Annotated in this window: 16 protein-coding genes; 14 read left to right on the top strand and 2 right to left on the bottom strand. The window is 68.4% G+C overall.

Features of this window, described 5'->3' with window-relative positions:
- The first annotated feature begins 51 nt into the window (after nucleotides 1-51).
- From ACFFU4_RS15265 to ACFFU4_RS15230, 8 genes are all read left to right on the top strand, one after another.
- Nucleotides 52-390, top strand: coding sequence for a P-II family nitrogen regulator (locus ACFFU4_RS15265; protein ID WP_377070676.1), 339 nt, complete (start codon nucleotides 52-54; stop codon nucleotides 388-390).
- Between the two features lie 21 nt (nucleotides 391-411).
- Nucleotides 412-1,740, top strand: a complete 1,329-nt coding sequence (gene amtB / locus ACFFU4_RS15260; RefSeq protein ID WP_377070675.1) for an ammonium transporter AmtB — start codon at nucleotides 412-414, stop codon at nucleotides 1,738-1,740.
- A 152-nt stretch (nucleotides 1,741-1,892) separates the two neighbouring features.
- Entirely contained in the window at nucleotides 1,893-2,423 is a 531-nt protein-coding gene (locus ACFFU4_RS15255; protein WP_377070674.1) for a hypothetical protein, read from the top strand.
- 53 nt (nucleotides 2,424-2,476) lie between these two features.
- Nucleotides 2,477-2,968, top strand: coding sequence for a hypothetical protein (locus tag ACFFU4_RS15250; protein ID WP_377070673.1), 492 nt, complete (start codon nucleotides 2,477-2,479; stop codon nucleotides 2,966-2,968).
- A 3-nt stretch (nucleotides 2,969-2,971) separates the two neighbouring features.
- Complete coding sequence (locus tag ACFFU4_RS15245; protein ID WP_377070672.1) at nucleotides 2,972-4,621, top strand: GMC family oxidoreductase; 1,650 nt, start codon at nucleotides 2,972-2,974, stop codon at nucleotides 4,619-4,621.
- A 63-nt stretch (nucleotides 4,622-4,684) separates the two neighbouring features.
- On the top strand, nucleotides 4,685-6,523 hold the full coding sequence (mutL, locus tag ACFFU4_RS15240; RefSeq protein WP_377070671.1) for a DNA mismatch repair endonuclease MutL: 1,839 nt from the start codon (nucleotides 4,685-4,687) through the stop codon (nucleotides 6,521-6,523).
- On the top strand, nucleotides 6,520-7,701 hold the full coding sequence (locus ACFFU4_RS15235) for a DNA recombination protein RmuC (RefSeq protein ID WP_377070670.1): 1,182 nt from the start codon (nucleotides 6,520-6,522) through the stop codon (nucleotides 7,699-7,701). Before mutL ends, ACFFU4_RS15235 begins: the two co-directional genes overlap by 4 nt.
- Nucleotides 7,702-7,823: 122 nt before the next feature.
- A complete protein-coding gene (locus tag ACFFU4_RS15230; protein ID WP_377070669.1) occupies nucleotides 7,824-8,189 on the top strand; it encodes a BrnA antitoxin family protein in 366 nt (121 codons plus the stop codon).
- An 842-nt stretch (nucleotides 8,190-9,031) separates the two neighbouring features.
- Here ACFFU4_RS15230 and dacB read toward each other — a convergent pair.
- Nucleotides 9,032-10,528 (bottom strand): D-alanyl-D-alanine carboxypeptidase/D-alanyl-D-alanine endopeptidase, encoded by a 1,497-nt coding sequence (gene dacB / locus ACFFU4_RS15225; protein ID WP_377070668.1) that lies wholly within the window; start codon nucleotides 10,526-10,528, stop codon nucleotides 9,032-9,034.
- 58 nt (nucleotides 10,529-10,586) lie between these two features.
- Nucleotides 10,587-11,210 (bottom strand): nicotinate-nucleotide adenylyltransferase, encoded by a 624-nt coding sequence (locus ACFFU4_RS15220; protein ID WP_377070667.1) that lies wholly within the window; start codon nucleotides 11,208-11,210, stop codon nucleotides 10,587-10,589.
- A gap of 331 nt (nucleotides 11,211-11,541) precedes the next feature.
- Here ACFFU4_RS15220 and ACFFU4_RS15215 point away from each other — a divergent pair, with 331 nt between their 5' ends.
- From ACFFU4_RS15215 to ACFFU4_RS15190, 6 genes are all read left to right on the top strand, one after another.
- Nucleotides 11,542-13,362, top strand: coding sequence for a putative bifunctional diguanylate cyclase/phosphodiesterase (locus tag ACFFU4_RS15215; RefSeq protein ID WP_377070666.1), 1,821 nt, complete (start codon nucleotides 11,542-11,544; stop codon nucleotides 13,360-13,362).
- 67 nt (nucleotides 13,363-13,429) lie between these two features.
- The gene (ettA, locus tag ACFFU4_RS15210; protein ID WP_377070665.1) at nucleotides 13,430-15,085 is read left to right on the top strand and encodes an energy-dependent translational throttle protein EttA; all 1,656 of its coding nucleotides are present in this window, start codon (nucleotides 13,430-13,432) and stop codon (nucleotides 15,083-15,085) included.
- Nucleotides 15,086-15,090: 5 nt separating this feature from the next.
- Nucleotides 15,091-15,714, top strand: coding sequence for a hypothetical protein (locus ACFFU4_RS15205; protein ID WP_377070664.1), 624 nt, complete (start codon nucleotides 15,091-15,093; stop codon nucleotides 15,712-15,714).
- A 282-nt stretch (nucleotides 15,715-15,996) separates the two neighbouring features.
- Entirely contained in the window at nucleotides 15,997-17,124 is a 1,128-nt protein-coding gene (locus tag ACFFU4_RS15200; RefSeq protein WP_377070868.1) for a carboxylate-amine ligase, read from the top strand.
- A gap of 85 nt (nucleotides 17,125-17,209) precedes the next feature.
- A complete protein-coding gene (locus tag ACFFU4_RS15195; protein WP_377070663.1) occupies nucleotides 17,210-18,352 on the top strand; it encodes an acyl-CoA dehydrogenase family protein in 1,143 nt (380 codons plus the stop codon).
- Complete coding sequence (locus ACFFU4_RS15190) at nucleotides 18,349-19,392, top strand: enoyl-CoA hydratase/isomerase family protein (protein ID WP_377070662.1); 1,044 nt, start codon at nucleotides 18,349-18,351, stop codon at nucleotides 19,390-19,392. Before ACFFU4_RS15195 ends, ACFFU4_RS15190 begins: the two co-directional genes overlap by 4 nt.
- The last annotated feature ends 2 nt before the right edge of the window (nucleotides 19,393-19,394 follow it).

The following is a 19,394-nucleotide window of genomic DNA, read 5'->3' as shown; positions in this document are numbered from 1 at the left end:
TCTGCACCTGCAAAGCGCACGGATCACGCGCGCCAACCGAAAGGGGAAGACGTGAAACTCATCATCGCAACGATCAAACCATTCAAGCTCGAGGAGGTCCGCGAGGCACTCACCGGCATCGGTGTCCGCGGCATGATGGTCACCGAGATCAAGGGCTTCGGCGCGCAGTCGGGGCATACCGAAATCTATCGCGGGGCCGAATATGCCGTGAACTTCGTGCCCAAGATAAAGCTCGAGGTCGCCGTGTCGGCAGCCATGGCCGATCAGGTCGTGGACACGATCACCAAGGCCGCGCGCACCGGCAAGATCGGCGACGGCAAGATCTTCGTGCTCGACATCCAGCAGGCCCTGCGCGTGCGCACGGGCGAGACCAACGACGACGCGCTTTAAGAGCGCGCGAGGGAAAGGACAATGAACATGAAACGTTTCACGCACAAGGGACTTGCGGCAACCGCGCTCATCGCGTTGCCGTCTCTGGCCACGGCGCAGGATGCCGCGGCCCCGGGGTTCGACGAGATCGGCCCGTACATCATGACGACCCTGCTGTTCTGCATGGCCGGCTTCCTCGTGTTCTTCATGGCCTGCGGCTTTGCCATGCTGGAGGGCGGGCTGGTGCGCTCGAAGAACGTCACCATGCAGATGACCAAGAACATCGGTCTCTATTCGATCGCGGCCATCATGTACTGGTTCATGGGCTTCAACCTGATGTATCCGGGTGACTTCAACGGCTATGTCGGCAGCTTTTTCGTGCCGACAACGCTCGATCCGGTGGGGGTGGCCGCCGCCGATGCCGCGCTCGACTATGCCTCGGTCGGGTCGGACTTCTTCTTCCAGCTCGTGTTCGTGGCCGCCACCGCCTCGATCGTGTCGGGTGCGCTGGCCGAGCGGATCAAGCTGTGGCCGTTCCTGGCCTTCGTGGTCGTGCTGACCGGTGTGTTCTACCCGATCTCGGGGTCCTGGCAGTGGGGCGGCGGCTGGCTGTCCGAGGCGGGCTTCTCCGATTTCGCAGGCTCGACCATCGTGCACTCGGTGGGTGGCTGGGCCGCGCTGGCCGGTGCCATCGTGCTGGGGCCGCGCATCGGCAAGTACGGCAAGGACGGCAAGGTCATCCCGATCCCCGGCTCGAATCTGGCACTTGCCACGCTGGGCACGTTCATCCTGTGGCTCGGCTGGTTCGGCTTCAACGGCGGCTCGCAGCTTGCCATGGGCACCGTCGGTGATGTCTCGGACGTGAGCCGCATCTTCGCCAACACCAACATGGCCGCTGCCGCCGGGGCCGTGACCGCGCTGATCCTCACGCAGGTGATGTATAAGAAGCCGGACCTGACCATGGTGCTCAACGGTGCGCTGGCCGGCCTCGTGTCGATCACCGCCGAGCCGCTGGCACCGACGCTGTTCGGCGCGCTGTGGATCGGGGCCGTGGGCGGCGTGATCGTGGTGTTCGCCGTCCCGATGCTGGACAAGCTCAGGATCGACGACGTGGTCGGGGCCATTCCGGTGCACCTCTGCGCCGGTATCTGGGGCACCATCGCCGTGGTCTTCTACAATGGCGACGCAAGCCTCGGCACGCAGCTTCTGGGGATCGCCGCCTACGGTGTGTTCACCTTCGTGGCCAGCCTGATCCTGTGGTTCATCCTGAAAGCCGTCATCGGCATCCGTGTCGGAGAGGAAGAAGAGATCAATGGACTCGACATGGCCGAGCTGGGCATGGAGGCCTATCCCGAATTCTCCAAGGGCTGACCCCTCCTCTTCCCTGTCAGCCTGACGAGAAACCGGCCCCGGGCGTGCGCGCCCGGGGCCCATTTTTGTCTTCTCACATTCCCGTTACTTCTGGACAAAACCGGCCACGCGCGGCATGCTGAAGCAGCATTTCGGACACCAGAGGTCAGACCATGAAAAGCCCCCTTGCCACCCCTGTCGTTCTCGCCGCGCTGCTCTTCGGGACGTCGGCGCTCGCGGGCGATGCGCAGATGCCGCCGCTGTTGCCGCAGGGCAACAGCGAGGAGGATGAAACCGCCGCCTATATCGGCCTCAACTGGACCTTCGGGCGCGTCTCGACGCTGGAGGGCGTGCTTGGCGTGCTCTACCGCGAAACGGACCGGGGCGGCGACGTGACCGGTGCGCGTCTCTCGGGGCATTTCGACCTGCTCGGGCGCGGCGCGCCACCGAGCCTGCGCCTCACCGGGATTCTGGGTGACGAGGATATCGCCGCCGAGGCAGGGCTCGGGATCGGCCTCGACGGCAGCCCCTTGGGCGTAAAGCCCTACGGCGTGCTCGGGGCCATCGGAAATTACTACAACTTCGGCGGCATCATCGGCTTTGACGGCAGTTTCGGCGGTTATGCCGGGGCCCATTCCTACGGCGATTTCGACGACGGCCCGCCCGACCGGCGGGGGATGGTCTATGAGATGACGCCTCCTTGATCCGGATTCCGGTGGCAAATGATCCCGGACATGCGGCCCGCTGTCGGCATCCGATGACCGATCAGCCCGGCGTCATTCCCTCACGTCGCGCGGCACTGACCGCACTCGCGGCAAGCTGTCTCGTGGCGATCGGAGCGCTGCCTGCAGGCGCAAAGTCCCAAGAGGTGCGCACCGGCGCGCTCGATGCGTTTCTGGACACGCTGCTGCCCGCCGACGCGTTCGGCCCCGCGGCGAGCCGTCTCGGGATCGGGGAGGACCTGCTCGGCTACGCGGCGGAGGGATCGGATTTTCACCGGCTGATCGCGCTCGGCACAGAGTGGCTCGACGGGCTGGACGCGCGCGCCTTCGCCGATCTGCCAGCCGACACGCGCCACAACGTGCTGCGCTACATGGAGCAGGCGGACCGCGCGCAGGTGCCGGGGCGGTTCTACCTCGTGCTGCGGCAATTCGCGATGGAGCTTTACCACGCGCGGGCCGACACGGTGGCGGGCCTGCCGCTCAACCCCGCGCCGCAGCCCGAGGGTTATCCGCCGCCATGGGGCTGAGCGATGCGGGCTGATGCCGTTATCGTTGGATCGGGTGCCGGCGGCGCGGCGTCCGCCTGGGCGCTGACGCGGGCCGGTCTGCATGTGCTGCTGCTCGAGGCCGGGCCGCGCTTCGTGCCCGCCCGCGACTATCCGCTCGACACCTCCGACTGGGAGCGCCGCCCCTTCCCGGCCCCCAAGGGCAGCCGGGCGCGCATCCGCTACGGCGACCTCGGCGGCCTCGATCCCGGCGATGCCTCTCTTCAAAGCTGGAACGCTGTCGAGGGCCGCACCCCCCTGCCCGCCCGCCGCGTCCCGAGCCGGTCGGGCTATGCCCATGTGCTGGGTGTCGGCGGCAGCACGCTGCACTACGTGGGAGAGGCGCACCGGCTGCACCCCGAGAGCTTCTCGCAGGCGCGCGATCACGGGGCCGGGGCCGACTGGCCGCTGAGCTATGGCGATCTGGAGCCGTTCTACGCGCAGGCCGAGGCGCTGATCGGCGTCGCCGGGCCAGTCGAGGCGGGCGCGCGCTGGCGATCAGCGCCCTACCCGCAACCCGCCCACCCGCTCAGCCCCGCCGCGCGGCGGCTGGCGGAGGTCGGGGCGCGGATCGGCCTGCCCTTCGTGGCCAATGCGCGCGCCGCGCTGTCGCGGCCCCGTGACGACCGCCCGGCCTGCAATTATTGCGGGCAGTGCAGCCGGGGCTGCCCCATCGGCGACAAGGGCTCGGCCGATGTGAGCTTTCTGCGGCAAGCCGAGGCCACGGGAAACCTGACCCTGATCCCCGAGGCGCGGGTGACGCGGATCGAGATGGCCCGGACCGGAGGGGTGGCGGCGGTGCACTATCACCGTGCGGGCGCGGCGCACCGGCAGGAGACACCCGTGCTGATCCTCGCCGCGGGCGCGGTGCAGACGCCGCGCCTGTTGCTGGCCTCGGGCGGGGCCGACCTGCCCGAGGGTGTGGCCAACGGCTCGGGCGAGGTCGGGCGCAACTTCATGGAGACCCTCTCGTGGCACTCGACCGCGCTGCTGCCGGGACTCGCCGACAGCCATATGGGCCTGCCCGCCGACGCCGTCTGCTGGGCCGAGAACGCGCCGGGGGCCGTGCCGGGCGCGGTGGGGGGCTGCCGCTACACCTCGGCGGTGCACGAGACCGGGCTGACCGGTCCCGCCGCCTATGCCACGCGGCTGCTGCCCGGCCATGGCACCGCGCTCAAATCGCGGCTGCGCGAGGCGTTCGGCTCGGCCATCACTGTGGGCGCGACGGGGGCAGTGCTGCCCGATGCACGCAGCCGGATCACACTTTCGACCGAGGAGAGCGATGCCGATGGACTGCCGTTGCCCGTGATCCATTCGGTGCTGACCAGGAACAGCCTCGTGATTTTGCACCACATGGCGCGCAAGGCCCGGTCGCTGCTGCGCGAGACGGGGGCCGGGGCTCCGGTCGAGGAATTCGGGTCCTGGGACCGGTTCACCGCGACCCATGTCTTCGGTACCGCGCGGATGGGCCGCGACAGCGCCGCTTCGGTCACTGATGCCTGGGGCCGCAGCCACGACCACCCCAACCTGTGGATCGCCGATGCCAGCCTGTTTCCGGGCACCGGCGGAGGCGAGGCCCCGTCGCTGACCATTCACGCGCTGGCGCTGCGGCAGGCCATGCGCATTGCAGGCTGAAAGCCGCACGCAGGTGACCGGTGCTCTGGCAGAATCGCCCGCGACCATGCTAGGTTTTGGGTCATGAGCAGGCCAACCCCCAACATAGGCGCCGAGCGCCCCGTGATTCGACAGCTCGACGAGGCGGCGGTCAACCGCATTGCCGCGGGCGAGGTGATCGAGCGGCCCGCCTCGGCGGTCAAGGAACTGGTGGAGAACGCGCTCGACGCAGGCGCCACAAGGATCGAGATCGCGCAGGCCGATGGCGGCAAGACGCTGATCCACGTGAGCGACGATGGCTGCGGCATCGCCCCCGACGATCTGGCCCTCGCGCTGGCGCGGCACGCCACCTCGAAGATCGACGGCTCGGACCTGCTCGACATCCATTCCTTCGGCTTTCGCGGCGAGGCGCTGCCCTCGCTGGGCGCGGTCGGGCGGCTGACCATCACCGCGCGGGCAGACGGCCATGACGCCGCCGAGATTGCGGTGACGGGCGGGCAAGTGAGCGCGGCAAAACCGGCGGCACGCGGGCGCGGCACCACGGTCACGCTGCGCGATCTGTTCTATGCCACGCCCGCGCGGCTCAAGTTCCTGCGCACCGAGCGCGCCGAGGCGCAGGCCATTTCCGACACCGTCAAGCGCCTCGCCATGGCGGCCCCACAGGTGGGCTTCGTGCTGCGCGACGTCTCGGGCGGCGGCGAAGGACGGGTGACATTCCGCGCCGAGGCCGAGAGCGGCGATCTGTTCGAGGCGCTGGAGGGGCGGCTGCGGCGCATCCTCGGGGCAGGGTTCGCCGACAACGCGATCCGCATCGTCGCCGAGCGAGAGGGCTTGCGGCTGTCGGGGCTGGCCGCGTTGCCCACCTATTCGCGGGGCGCTGCGGTGGCGCAGCACCTCTTTGTCAATGGCCGCCCCGTGCGCGACCGGATGCTCATTGGCGCGCTGCGGGCGGGCTACAGGGATGTGCTGGCGCGCGACCGGCACCCGGCGGCGGCGCTGTTCATCGACTGCGACCCGCGGCTGGTGGACGTCAACGTCCACCCCGCCAAGGCCGAGGTGCGCTTTCGCGAGCCGGGGGTGGCGCGCGGCCTCGTCGTCTCGGGGCTGCGGCACGCCCTTGCAGAAGCCGGGCACCGGGCGTCCTCGACGGTGGCGGGGGCGACGCTGGGCGCGATGCGGCCCGAGCCGGCGGGCGCGCGCGTCTACCAGATGGATCGCCCTTCGGCGCAGGCGCGCGGGGCGGCCTATCAGGCGCAGGCCCCGGGCTTTGCCGAGATGGCCGGGGAGTGGAGCGCGCGGGTGGAGGAGGCGACGCCGGAGGCCGCCGACACCCCCGCCACCGCCCTGCCGCTGGGGGCCGCGCGCGCGCAGGTGCACGAGAATTACATCATCGCCCAGACCGGGCGGGGCATGGTCATCGTCGATCAGCACGCCGCCCACGAGCGGCTGGTCTACGAGCGGCTGAAACGGCAGGCGGCGGAGAATGGTATCGCCGCGCAGGCGCTGCTCATTCCCGAGGTGGTGGAGCTACCCGAGGCCGAATGCGCGCTGCTCTCGGAGCATGCGGGCGCGCTGGCCATGCTCGGCCTCGGAATCGAGCCGTTCGGCCCCGGGGCCATCGCCGTGCGCGAGACCCCGGCGATCCTGGGCGAGGTGGATGCGGGGGCGCTGCTGCGCGACATCCTCGACGAATTGCACGACGGCGGCGCGAGCGACCTGCTGGGCGCGCGGATCGACGCGGTGCTGTCGCGCATGGCCTGCCACGGCTCGGTCCGCTCGGGCCGCCGGATGAGCGGGGAAGAGATGAACGCGCTCCTGCGCGAGATGGAACGCACGCCGCTCTCGGGCCAGTGCAACCACGGGCGGCCCACCTATGTGGAGCTGCAACTCGCTGATATAGAGCGGCTTTTCGGACGGACATGATCCAGCTTGGCCCCTATTCGCTCGATCCGTCCGACCCGATCACCCTCGCCGCACTGATTGGCGGCGGGGCGTTTCTGCTGATCCTGCTGCTCTTGCTGATGGCGCTGCGGGCGGCCAATCGTTCGGCGCGGCTGACCGAACCGCTGGCGCGGCAGATGGCGCATCTGGGCGAGCGGGTGAAGGGGCTGTCGGACGGGCAGCACCAACTGGCCGGGGGGCTCAACCACGTCTCGGAAGCGCAGGCTTCGGCGCAGTCGCACATGCTGAACCTGATGGAGAAGCGGCTGTCGCAAGTCACGGAAAACATGACCGAAAACCTGCAAGGCTCGGCCCGGCGCACGGCGCAATCACTGGGCGAATTGCAGCAGCGCCTGCAGGCGATCGACCGCGCGCAGGACAACATCACCAAGCTGTCGGGCGATGTGCTGTCCTTGCAGGACATCCTCAGCAACAAGCAGACGCGCGGGGCATTTGGCGAAATCCAGCTCACCGATATCGTGACCAAGGCGCTGCCGTCGGACAGCTACGCGCTGCAGGCGACGCTATCGAATGGCAAGCGCGCCGATTGCCTGATCCACCTGCCCAATCCGCCCGGACCGATCTGCATCGACAGCAAATTCCCGCTGGAAGCCTACGAGGCGCTGCGCCGGGCCACCACCGATGCAGAGGTGGCAGAGGCAGCGCGGTTTCTGCGCAACTCCTTGAAAAAGCACATAAAGGACATCGCAGAGCGCTATATCATCGAGGGCGAGACCGCCGATGGCGCGCTGATGTTCCTGCCCTCCGAGGCGGTCTATGCCGAGCTGCACGCCAATTTCCCCGAGGTGGTGCGCGAGGGGTTCGCGGCAAGGGTATGGATCGTGTCGCCGACCACCTGCATGGCCACGCTCAACACCATGCGCGCCATTCTCAAGGACGCGCGGATGCGCGAGCAGGCGGGGGCGATCCGGCGGGAGCTGGCGCTCCTGTTCGCGGATGTGGACCGGCTGGGCACGCGGGTGGAGAACCTCGACCGGCATTTCCACCAGGCGGCGAAGGACGTTTCGGAGATCAGGATCTCCGCCGACAAGGCCGGGCGGCGGGCGCGGCGGCTCGATAATTTCGACTTCGAGGAGCTGGCCCCGGAGAGCGAGAGCGCGCTGCCGGTGGCGGGTGCGGGGACCGCCGGGGACGGCTGAAAACCGGGGACGGCATCGCGTCGGTACTCCGCCGGTATTGCGTCGGTGACGGCGCACGGGCGGCGAGGGCCGCGTTAACCCGGTCCGGGCAAGGCTGATCCTTTGGAACCCGGAGACCCCGCATGGCCCGCATGACCAAGACCCAGAACCTCGCCCGCGATACGCTGATGCGCGATCTCATCCACCTGAGCCGCGACGACTGGATCGACGCCACGCTGGCCGACGTGGTGCCCGACGCCTGGCACACGCTGGAGGCCGACCTGGATGTCGAGGAGCCGCGCGAGAAGGTGACGCTCTACCTCGACCGGTCGGTGGCGCGGTTCTATCGCGGGATGGGGCGCGGCTATCACGCGCGGGTCAACCGGCTGCTCAGGACATGGGCGCAGATGAAGATCGCGGGGGAGGTGCGGCTCGATGCGTACCTGGCGAAGCGGGTTGGGGGCGATGAGGGGGAGGAGACGGCGGCGGAGGACGGCAAGGCGGGTTGAAGCCCGCCCTGCCCCGCGCACCGTTCGACCGTCATCCTCGGGCGCGACCCGGGAATGACGGGGAGGCCGCGCGATGCTGACTCCCGATCGCTACATATCGCTTCGGCGGTTTCATACCTGGCGTCAATTCCACGAATTCGCCTGGCCTCGTGTCGGTCATCTGACAAAAGGCCCCGCTCTGCCTGTGGTGCACACTCGGGTGCGTGGACGGCGGTCCGGCGGCAGGCCGTGCGGGGCGGGGCCGCCTGTGGCCGGAGGCGATGTGAGAGGGGGGTGGCCTGGGGGGACGTTCGATCACTTGCCCCGCGCGGAATAGAGGCGCGCTTGCGCGCCGCCGCGCAGCGCCCGACCGCCCCGTCGCACCAAAGGTGCGCCGATACTACCGGCACGTCTCCGGCGTGACGGGCGGGCGCTTTTGCAACGTTGCAAGTAGCTGTAATTATTGAATTATATGGCACCATAAATCGCACAACACATCCCGGCTTGCACCCACCCGGCGGTCGGGCGCCGCGCGGCTTCTCAAGCGTTGTACTGAATGTCCCCTCCGGGCCAGACCGATCCACTGCCCCGACCCGCACGGCCGGTTCAGAACCGGCCACTGACCGTTTCGCATCGAGGATGCCGGGCCATGCCCGCCGCCTGCTTTCATCTGGCATCCTGTGTCAGGTGGCGGACACAAGATTCGGACGGCACGGTCGCAACACACAAGGTCCTGGCGGGATCGTGTCCTGGCGGGACCCCCACCCGAAACACCACAGGCACAGGCGCCGGTCACTCGCTCGCCCCGCGAACCTGCGGTCCTTTCCCCGGCTCAGCACCTGCACGGCGGTGCGCCCGCGCCGTCAGCCGCCGTGGACCTCGCTCCACCGTGCGATCAGCGCCTGTTGCAGACGTTTGGCGCGCAGGTTCCAGCCGCGCGCGCCACGAGGGCGCTCGCCGCGGGAGGGGTCGATCCGGCTGCGCAGGGCATCATCCGCCGTCAGGATCGCGAAGGCCAGCCCGCGCCCGTCCGGCGCGGTGACATAGCCTGCCAGCGTGCTGACGAAATAGAGCGTGCCGGTCTTGGCCTGCACCCGCGCCGGGTGGCCGCGGCGGGGCCGGCCGCGGGCGTCGCGCAGGGTGACCTCGCGCAGGAGCGGGCGCAGCGCCTGCGCGCGCCCCGCCGCCGCCAGCGCCCGGGCCATGTCGAGCGGCGACAGCCGGGACCGGTCGTCGAGCCCCGAATGGTCGCGCAGCGCCGACGTCTCCATGCCCAGCGCGGCGCGCGCCCAGCCGGTCATCTCCCGCGCCGAGGCGGCGAGATCGAGCGCCCGCCCGCGCCTGCGCGCGCTTGCGGCCATGCCGACCATCTCGGCGGTGATGTTGGTGGAGTAGCGCAGCATCCCGCGCAGGATGTCCGCGAGCGGATCGCTTTGATGGGTGACGAGCGTGCGGCCCTGCGGGGCCGCGTCGTCGATCTCTCCGGGTGCCTTCAGCACGATCCCGTGGGAGCGCGCGAAGGTGGCGAACACCTCGCCGGCGTAGAGCTCGGGCTTGCGCACCGGAAGCCAGCGCGCCCCGCCGCCGCCCAGCGCGGCGCGCGCCACCGTCCAGTCGTCGCGTGCGCCCGCGTCGGTGTAGGTGAAGACCGGTGCGCTGCGGTCGGCGACGCGCATCCGCGCCACCGTCACGTCGGGACGGTAGCGCCCCGAGCGCGCATCCATGGTGATGGCATAGTCGGCGCCCGTGCGGGTCCATTCGAACCGCACCCGGTTGTGGTTGAGGCTCAGCCCCGAGAGCGCCGGGTTGTAGCCGGCATGGACCGGCTGGCGCGCATCTATGGCGCGCCGGTAAGGCACCGCCCCGCCCCAGACGCGGAACCCGCCGGTCACCTCGCGCACACCGGCGCGCTTGAGCGCGGCCGCCATGTCGGCCAGAGCGTCGGTGTCCAGCGTCGGGTCGCCGCCGCCCGCCAGCACCAGATCGCCCCTGAGCACGCCATCCGCCACCGGCCCGGTGGCCACCAGCCGGGTCTCGAACCGGTGCGCCGCCCCCAGCGTGTCGAGCGCGTAGAGCGCGGTCAGCGCCTTGGTGACGCTCGCCGGCGGCAGGCCGGTCGCGGGCGCGCGCGACTCCAGGACCGCGCCGGTTTCGGTGTCGAGCACGGCATAGCCCACATCCCCCGACAACCGCGCCTGCGCGATCAGCGCCTCCGCTTCTGCCGCCGCGCGGGCGGCGCGGATGCTCGCCGGGCGCAGCAGCGGGCGCAGCGACACCGCCGGTGGCTCGGCCACGGCGGGCGCGGCCAGCGCGGCCAGCGCCGAGGCGGTGAAGAGGCGTCTTGTGATCCGGTTGCTCATGGCGTGACGGTAAGCAAAATCACCGCACCGGCGCAACCGGCTTCGGTGCCGCAGCGGCTCACTTTTCCGCTTGCGCCGCGTGGTCCGCGCCGCGCTCGCGCGCGCGCAGGTCGCTCGACGAGATGCCGGTCATCGGCACGTTGACGAAGCACCAGGCCGGGGCCCTGGCGCGGCCCAGCAGGTGGCTCGCCCGGCCCTTGATCCGCGCCTGCGCATAGATGCGCGCGGCGGGCGACAGCCGCGCCGAGATGCGCTGACCGGGGCGCGCCAGCACCCCCACGGGCACGCGCTCGATGATCCCGCGCCAGTCCTGCCAGCGGTGGAACTGCGCCAGGTTGTCGGCCCCCATCAGCCAGACGAAGCGCCGCCCCGGGCAGATCGCCGTCACCGCCGCCAACGTTTGGGCCGTGTAGCGCGTGCCGAGACGCGCCTCGATATCGGTGACCGCGATGCGCGGGTGATCCGCCAGCGCGCGCGCCGCCGCCATCCGGTCGGGCAGCGGCGCGGGGCCGTGGCGCTTGAGCGGGTTGCCGGGGCTGACCAGCCACCACACCCGATCCAGCCCGAAGCGCCGGAGCGCCTCGCGGCTGATATGCAGATGCCCCGAATGGGGCGGATCGAAGGACCCGCCCAGCAGGCCGATCACCTGGCCGGGGCGCGAGGGTGGCAGCGGCTGGATCATGCCCCCTCTTCGCCAGATATCGCACCGGCGTAAAGTCCCAAAGCACGCTCGCCCGCCATCCGGCGCCAGCAGGGTCACGTCGCGCGCGCCGCCGCAGGCGGCCAGCACGGCCAGTGCAAGGATCGCAGGGACACGGCGCAACAGGTTCCTCCCTTCCCCCCGGGGGGGCTGTCCGTCTCGTGCCCGCGACCGCGCCGCCGCCCCCGCCATCCCCGCCGCCCGGTGTTTCGTGGACGGATCGAATTGTCAGAATTTTCCGGCCCGTGGCCACGGGCTGTTAACCGCGGGCGGCTAGGGTCCGTGGAGGAGCACGGGCAAGGGGCGCGCGCGAATGACGGATCACGACACCGACAGCGCCGCGGAAACGGCGCTCGCCTGCCTGACCTGCACCGGCGCGGGCGGGGCGCTGTTTCGCGGCATCGTCGCGGGCGCGCATGACGGCATCGTTGTGCAGGGGCTCGACGCGCGCATCGAATGGGTCAACCCGGCCTGCGAACGGCTCTATGGCTGGACGCTGGACGAGATGCGCGGGCGCAAGCCGCAAGACTTCCTTTTGCCGCCGGAGATGCGCCCGCCACCGGACGAGATCGCCGGTTTCCGCTATCACGCGGACAGCGCGCTCTTTCGCCGCTACTCGCTTGGCCGTCACATCCGCCGCGACGGCACGACGTTCTGGAACCAGCAGGGATTCGCGCTGGTCGATCTCGGCCCCGGTCCCGGCGATCGCAAGGTGATCATCACCTGCCGCGACGTCACCGACCAGGTCAGCACCGAAATGGCGCTGCGGCAGGTGCAGGTCGATCTGCGCCACGCCGCCCACCACGACGACCTGACCGGGCTGGCCAACCGCAAGCGGCTGGTCGAGCATCTCGGCACGCCGCAGGTGCGCGCCGGGATCGCCGCCGGGCGGCTCGGCGCGCTGGTCATCGACATCGACAAGTTCAAGGACATCAACGACACGCACGGCCACGGCGCGGGCGACCGCACGCTCGTCCATGTCGCGTCGGTGCTGGCGGGGGCGGCCGGGCCGGGCGATCTCGCCTGCCGCACCGGCGGCGACGAGTTCCTGCTCGTCTGCGCCCTGCCCGATGGGACGGCGACGCTCGACGCCCGCGCGGGCGAGGTGCTGCGCGCGCTCGGCCAGCCGCTCGTGTGGCGCGATCAGACCATCCGCATCGGGGCCTCGATCGGCGCTTGCGCCGCCGGCGACGGGGCGGCCACCGGCGAGGAGATGATCCAGTGCGCCGATACCGCGCTCTACGACGCCAAGGCGCGCGGGCGCGGCCGCGTCGTCCACTACACCGCCGGTCTGGGCCGCGCGCAGCGCGCCCGCCAGACGCTCGCCCGGGATCTGCGCGAGGCGGTGAGCGGCGACCAGTTCACCATCCACCTGCAGCCGCAACTGTCGCTGGCCACGGGCCGCATCTGCGGCTGCGAGGCGCTGATCCGCTGGCAGCACCCGGCGCGCGGGCTGCTCGCCCCGGCGGCGTTTCTCGACGCCGCCGACGGGCTCGGGCTGCTCGCCGAGATCGACTATCGCTCCATGACCATGGCGCTCGACGCACTGCAGGCGCTGGACGCGGCGGGATTCACCGATCTGGGCATGTCGATCAACGTCTCCGCCGCGATCCTCGCCGATGTCAACTATCCCGGTCTGCTGGACTGGGCGCTGCAATCGCGCGGGCTGGCCGCAGGCCGGGTCTGTATCGAGGTGCTGGAAACCACCATCCTCGACGGCTCGGGCGCGGATGTGCGCGGCGCGGTGGCGCGGCTCAAGCGGCTGGGCGTGCGCGTGGCGCTCGATGATTTCGGCACCGGCTATGCCGGGCTCGCGCACATGGCCAGCTTCGAGGTCGACGCGATCAAGCTCGACCGCTCGATGATCGCCCGGCTGGAGCAGGACCCGCGCAACCGCGTCATCGTGCGCGCCATCATCCGGCTGTGCGGCCTGTTGCGCATGTCGGTGGTGGCCGAGGGGGTGGAAACGGCGGCGCAGCGCGCCATGCTCCACCGCGCCAATTGCCCGGTGATCCAGGGCTACGGACTTGCCCGCCCGATGCCGCTGCCTGCCCTGATCGGCTGGCTGCGCGCCCGCGCCGACGGCATGGCGGCCCTCGCGCCGCCCGCCGTCCCGGCCCGCCCGGCACGCTGACCATTGCTACGGCCGCGCGCGCCCGCTATCCCCGGGGCATCACGGATTTCCAGACGGAGCGCGGATCATGGCAGCCTATCAATACGTCTATCACATGTCCGGGGTCTCCAAGACCTATCCGGGCGGCAAGAAGTGCTTTGAGAACATCAATCTCAACTTCCTGCCCGGCGTCAAGATCGGCGTCGTCGGCCCCAACGGCGCGGGCAAGTCCACGCTCTTGCGGATCATGGCCGGGCTCGACACCGAATTCTCGGGCGAGGCGTGGGCGGCGCAGGGCGCGCGGGTGGGCTATCTCCCGCAGGAGCCGCAGCTTGACGACAGCCTCGACGTGCGCGGCAACGTGATGCTGGGGGTCGCGGCCAAGCAGGCCAAGCTCGACCGGTTCAACGAGCTGGCGATGAACTATTCCGACGAGACCGCCGACGAGATGGCGCAATTGCAGGACGAGATCGACGGCGAGAACCTGTGGGATCTCGACAGCCGCATCGACGTGGCGATGGAGGCGCTGCGCTGTCCCCCGGACGGGGCCGAGGTCGCCTCGCTCTCGGGCGGCGAGCGGCGGCGGGTGGCGCTGTGCAAGCTGCTGCTGGAGGCCCCCGACATGCTGCTGCTGGACGAGCCCACCAACCATCTGGATGCCGAGACCATCGCCTGGCTGCAAAGCCACCTGATCGACTACAAGGGCACGATCCTGATCGTCACCCACGACCGCTATTTCCTCGACGATATCACGGGGTGGATTCTCGAACTCGACCGCGGCCGCGGCATCCCCTACGAGGGCAATTATTCCGCCTGGCTGGAGCAGAAGGCCAAGCGCCTCGCGCAGGAGGCGCGCGAGGACAAGTCCCGGCAGAAGACGCTGGAGCGCGAGCTGGAATGGATGCGGCAGGGGCAGAAGGCGCGGCAGGCCAAGCAGAAGGCCCGGATCAACGCCTATAACGAGCTGGCCGGCCAATCCGAGCGCGAGCGCGTGGGCCGGGCGCAGATCGTCATCCCCAACGGCCCGCGCCTTGGCGACAAGGTGATCGAGGTCGAGGGCCTGAAAAAGGCGATGGGCGACAAGCTGCTGATCGAGGATCTGAGCTTTTCGCTGCCGCCCGGCGGCATCGTCGGCGTGATCGGCCCCAACGGCGCGGGCAAGTCGACGCTGTTTCGCATGCTCACCGGGCAGGAGAGCCCGGATGCGGGCAGCATCGAGTATGGCGATACCGTCAAGCTCTCCTATGTCGATCAGTCGCGCGATGACCTCAAGGCGACCGAGACGGTGTGGGAATCGATCTCCGGCGGTGCCGAGGTGATCGCGCTTGGCGACGCCCAGATCAACTCCCGCGCCTATTGCGGCGCGTTCAACTTCAAGGGCGGCGACCAGCAGAAGAAGGTGTCGCTCCTGTCGGGGGGCGAGCGCAACCGGGTGCACATGGCAAGGCTGCTGAAGGAGGGCGGCAACGTGCTGCTCTTGGACGAGCCGACCAACGATCTGGACGTCGAGACGCTGCGCGCGCTCGAGGATGCGCTGATGGATTTCGCCGGCTGCGCCGTGGTCATCTCCCACGACCGCTTTTTCCTCGACCGCATCTGCACCCACATGCTCGCCTTCGAGGGCGAGGCCCATGTGGAGTGGTTCGAGGGCGACTTCTCGGCCTACGAGGAAGACAAGAAGCGGCGATTGGGCCCGGACGCGCTGGAGCCGAAGCGGGTGAAGTACAAGAAGTTTGCGAGGTGAGGAATATGTTTCGCATTTTTCTTTCTGTGCTGATTGCCTTGGCTTGTTTATTTGGCTTCGGCTGGTTGCTGCTTTGGGTTTTTGATTATGTATGGAGTGGAATAAGCAGCACTGACGACAAGCTGTCGGTGGCCATCGTCGCCGGTTTTTTTAGTATTTTAGGGGCTGCATTAACTGTAACCCTCGGGCGGCATTTTGATAGAAAGCGAGAAATTGAAACACATTTCAGAGAAAAGAAGATAAAAATTTATGATCAGTTTTTAGTTGAGTTGTTCAAAGTGTTCCATGGGACTGATAAGTCTAGCGGAGACAAGAAAGAGGTAACTGCGTTTTTGCGGGAATGGCAGCGCACACTTGTTCTTTGGGGCGGAAACAATGTGCTCCGCGCATATTTCGCTTGGATGTCGAATTTGAAGCAAGCAAAGCCTGATGTTCAGACGATCTTTTTAATGGATGATTTTTTTCGCGCCTTACGCAGAGATATCGGCCAAAGTTCATTTGGCATTAAGAAAGGCGAATTTTCTCATCTTTGGCTGCAACATGCGGATCTATTTTTGGAAGAAGCAAAGAAGAACCCCAGCCTCACATTGAGTGAGCTTGCCGAAATTGAGGAAAGACGCTCAACATAGAATACCGTAGGATGGGACCTCCACCGTTCCTTTGAATAAAGGTGCCCGCACATCCCCCGCGCGGAACGAGGCGTGCAAGCACGCCTTTATTCCGCGCGAAGAGTGGCCTGTCGGATGGACGCCAACCTACCATGCGCACTGCCCCCGCGCACCTCGGCCATCGCGGCCATCGCGGCCATCGCGGCCTGCCAAGAAACGCCGCCGGGGCAGCTTTTTTCTTGGCAGGCCCCCTGCCCCCGGTGTTTGCTGGCGGGACAGTGACAGGGGAGGCAGGGCATGGCGATCGCGCACCCGGATTTCACCATCGGCATCGAGGAGGAATACCTGCTCGTCGATCTCGACAGTCTCGCGCTCAGCCCCGCGCCCGAGGCGCTGATGGCGGCATGCCAGAATGACCTCGAGGATCAGGTCAGCCCCGAATTCCTCAACTGCCAGATCGAGATCGGCAGCAAGCCCTGCGCCACCATCGCCGAGGCGCGCGAGGACCTGAAGCGCCTGCGCGCCACCGTGGCGCGGCACGCGCGGGCGCACAACCTCGCCCCCATCGCCGCCTCCTGCCACCCGTTTGCCGACTGGCGCAGCCAGACCCATACCGACAAGCAGCGCTACAACGATCTCGACCACGATCTCGCCGGGGTGGTGCGGCGGATGCTGATCTGCGGGATGCATGTGCATGTCGGCATCGACCCGCCCGACCGGCGCGTCGACCTGATGAACCAGCTCAGCTATTTCCTGCCGCACCTGCTGGCGCTGAGCACCTCGTCGCCGTTCTGGCAGGGGCAGGATACGGGGCTGGCGAGCTATCGCCTGACGGTGTTCGATAACCTGCCGCGCACCGGGCTGCCGCCGCGGATGGAGAGCTTTGGCAGCTTCGAGCGGTCGGTGCAGGTGCTGGTGGACATGGGCGTGATCGAGGACGCGTCGAAGATATGGTGGGACTTGCGCCCCTCGTCGCGCTTTCCCACCATCGAATCGCGGATCTGCGACGTGCAACCCCGGCTGGAGGACACGCTCACGCTGGCGGCGCTGACGCAGGCGCTGGCGCGGATGTTGTGGCGGCTGGCGATCCGCAATCAGCGCTGGCGCATCTACGACACCTTCCTCGTCAGCGAGAATCGATGGCGCGCGCAGCGCTACGGCACCACCGGGGGGCTGATCGACCTCGGGCGCGGCGAGATCGTGCCGATGGCGGAGCTGGTCGCCGAGATGATCGAGCTGGTGGGCGAGGATGCCGAGTTCTTCTCGTCGCTTGCCGAGGTGGCGCGGGTGCGCGACATGGTGGCGGGCGGCACCAGCGCCGAGCGCCAGCGCGCCGTGGCCGGGGCGGCGCACGAGGGCGGCGCGGACGGCGACGCGGCGTTGCACGCGGTGGTGCGCCACCTGATCGAGGAATACCACGCCGATCTCTGAACCTGGCCTTGCAATACTGCTGCAAGGATTGGTAATTAAACGTGCGTTCAATTCACCCGCTGCAAGCCGCCCGAAGGAGCCGCACATGGAGTTCGCCCTGACAGAGGAACAATCCGCCATATTCGACATGGCCCATGCCTTTGGGCAGGACCGGATCGCGCCGCACGCGCACGACTGGGAGCGCGCGGGCACCATCCCGAAGGCGCTGTGGCCCGAGATCGCGGCGCTGGGATTCGGCGGGCTTTACGTGAGCGAGGAGTCGGGCGGTTCTGGCCTCTCGCGGCTGGACGCGACGCTGGTGTTCGAGGCGCTGTCGATGGCCTGCCCGTCGGTGGCGGCGTTCCTGTCGATCCACAACATGTGCGCCAAGATGATCGACAGGTTCGGCAGCGGCGAGATGAAGGCGCGGGTGCTGCCCCGCGCGATGACGATGGAGACGGTGCTTTCCTACTGCCTGACCGAGCCGGGATCGGGCTCGGACGCCGCCGCGTTGAAGACCCGCGCGGAGCGGACGAACGAGGGATACACCCTCAACGGCACCAAGGCATTCATCTCGGGAGGCGGATATTCGGACGCCTACGTGGTGATGGTGCGCACCGGCGGCGAGGGGCCGCGCGGCATCTCGACCGTCTATGTCGAGGACGGCACGCCGGGCCTCAGCTATGGCGGGCTGGAGGACAAGATGGGCTGGCGCAGCCAGCCGACGCGGCAGGTGCAGTTTGACAATTGCAACATTCCGGCGGCCAATCTGGTTGGTGAAGAGGGGAAAGGTTTCACTTATGCGATGAATGGCCTCGATGGCGGGCGGCTCAACATCGCGGCCTGTTCATTGGGCGCGGCGCAGCAGGCGATAGACTTGACGCTCGCCTACATGGCCGAGCGCAAGGCGTTCGGCAAGCCGATCGACCAGTTTCAGGGGCTGCAGTTCCGGCTGGCCGACATGGAGATCGAATTGCAGGCGGCGCGCACCTTTCTGCGGCAGGCGGCGTGGAAGCTCGACCAGGGTGCGCCCGATGCGACGAAGTTCTGCGCAATGGCCAAGAAATTCGTGACCGAGGCCGGTTCGCGCATCGTCAACCAGTGCCTGCAACTGCATGGCGGCTATGGCTATCTGACCGATTACGGGATCGAGAAACTGGTGCGCGACCTGCGCGTGCACGAGATCCTCGAAGGCACCAACGAGATCATGCGCCTGATCGTGGCGCGGCAGATGCTGGCGGACCGATGAGCGACGATATCCATATCCGCAAGGAGGGGCGCGCGGGGCGGATCACGCTGACGCGGCCCCGCGCGCTCAACGCGCTGAGCTACGAGATGTGCGGCGCCATCGAGGCGGCGCTCGACGACTGGCGCAACGATGACGAGGTGGCGCTGGTGCTGATCGACGCCGAGGGTGACAAGGCGTTCTGTGCCGGTGGCGATATCCAGCAGCTTTACGACACCGGGTGCGCCGGCGATTTCGCCTATGGGCGGCGGTTCTGGGCGGATGAATACCGGCTGAACGCAAGGATCGCGCGCTATCCGAAACCTTATGTCGCGCTGATGCAGGGCTTTGTCATGGGCGGCGGCGTGGGGATTTCCTGCCACGGCTCGCACCGCGTGGTCTGCGAGAGCACGCAGGTGGCGATGCCGGAATGCGGCATCGGCCTGGTGCCGGATGTGGGCGGCTCGCTGCTGCTGGCGCGGGCACCGGGGCGCGCGGGCGAATACCTCGGAACGACGGGCACGCGGATGGGGCCGGATGATGCAATTTATGCCGGGTTTGCAGATCGTTATTCGCCACAGTTAAAGTGGCAAGAGCTGCGCGTGGCGCTGATCGAAAGTGGCGATCCGGGGGTAATCGACGGCTTCGCCGGGACCCCGCCGGAGGGCGGCTTGCGGGCGCAGCAAGCCGGGATCGACGCGCATTTCGGCGGCGAGGGGCTGCACGACATCCTCAATTCGCTGCGCAGCGACGACGGCGATTTCGCAAGCGCGGCGCTCAAGGCGATTGGGCGCGGCTCGCCGCTGTCGATGGCCTGCACGGTAGAGATGGTCCACCGCCTGCGCGGCCCCGGGGCGGGTATCGGCCGCGCGCTCGGCCTTGAATACCGGTTCACGTATCGCGCGATGGAGATCGGCGATTTCCTTGAGGGTACCCGCGCCGCGATCATCGACAGGGATCGAAAACCACAATGGAAACATGGGCTTGACGCCCTGCCGGGCTATGCGGTGTCGCAGATGCTGATGCCGCTGGGGCCCGACGCGCTGACACTGGAGGAGGAGTGACC

This window comes from Roseovarius ramblicola, assembly GCF_042430665.1.
Lineage (GTDB): Bacteria > Pseudomonadota > Alphaproteobacteria > Rhodobacterales > Rhodobacteraceae > Roseovarius > Roseovarius ramblicola.
Note: the sequence above shows the minus strand (reverse complement) of the source record. Positions and strands in the feature narration are given on the sequence as shown.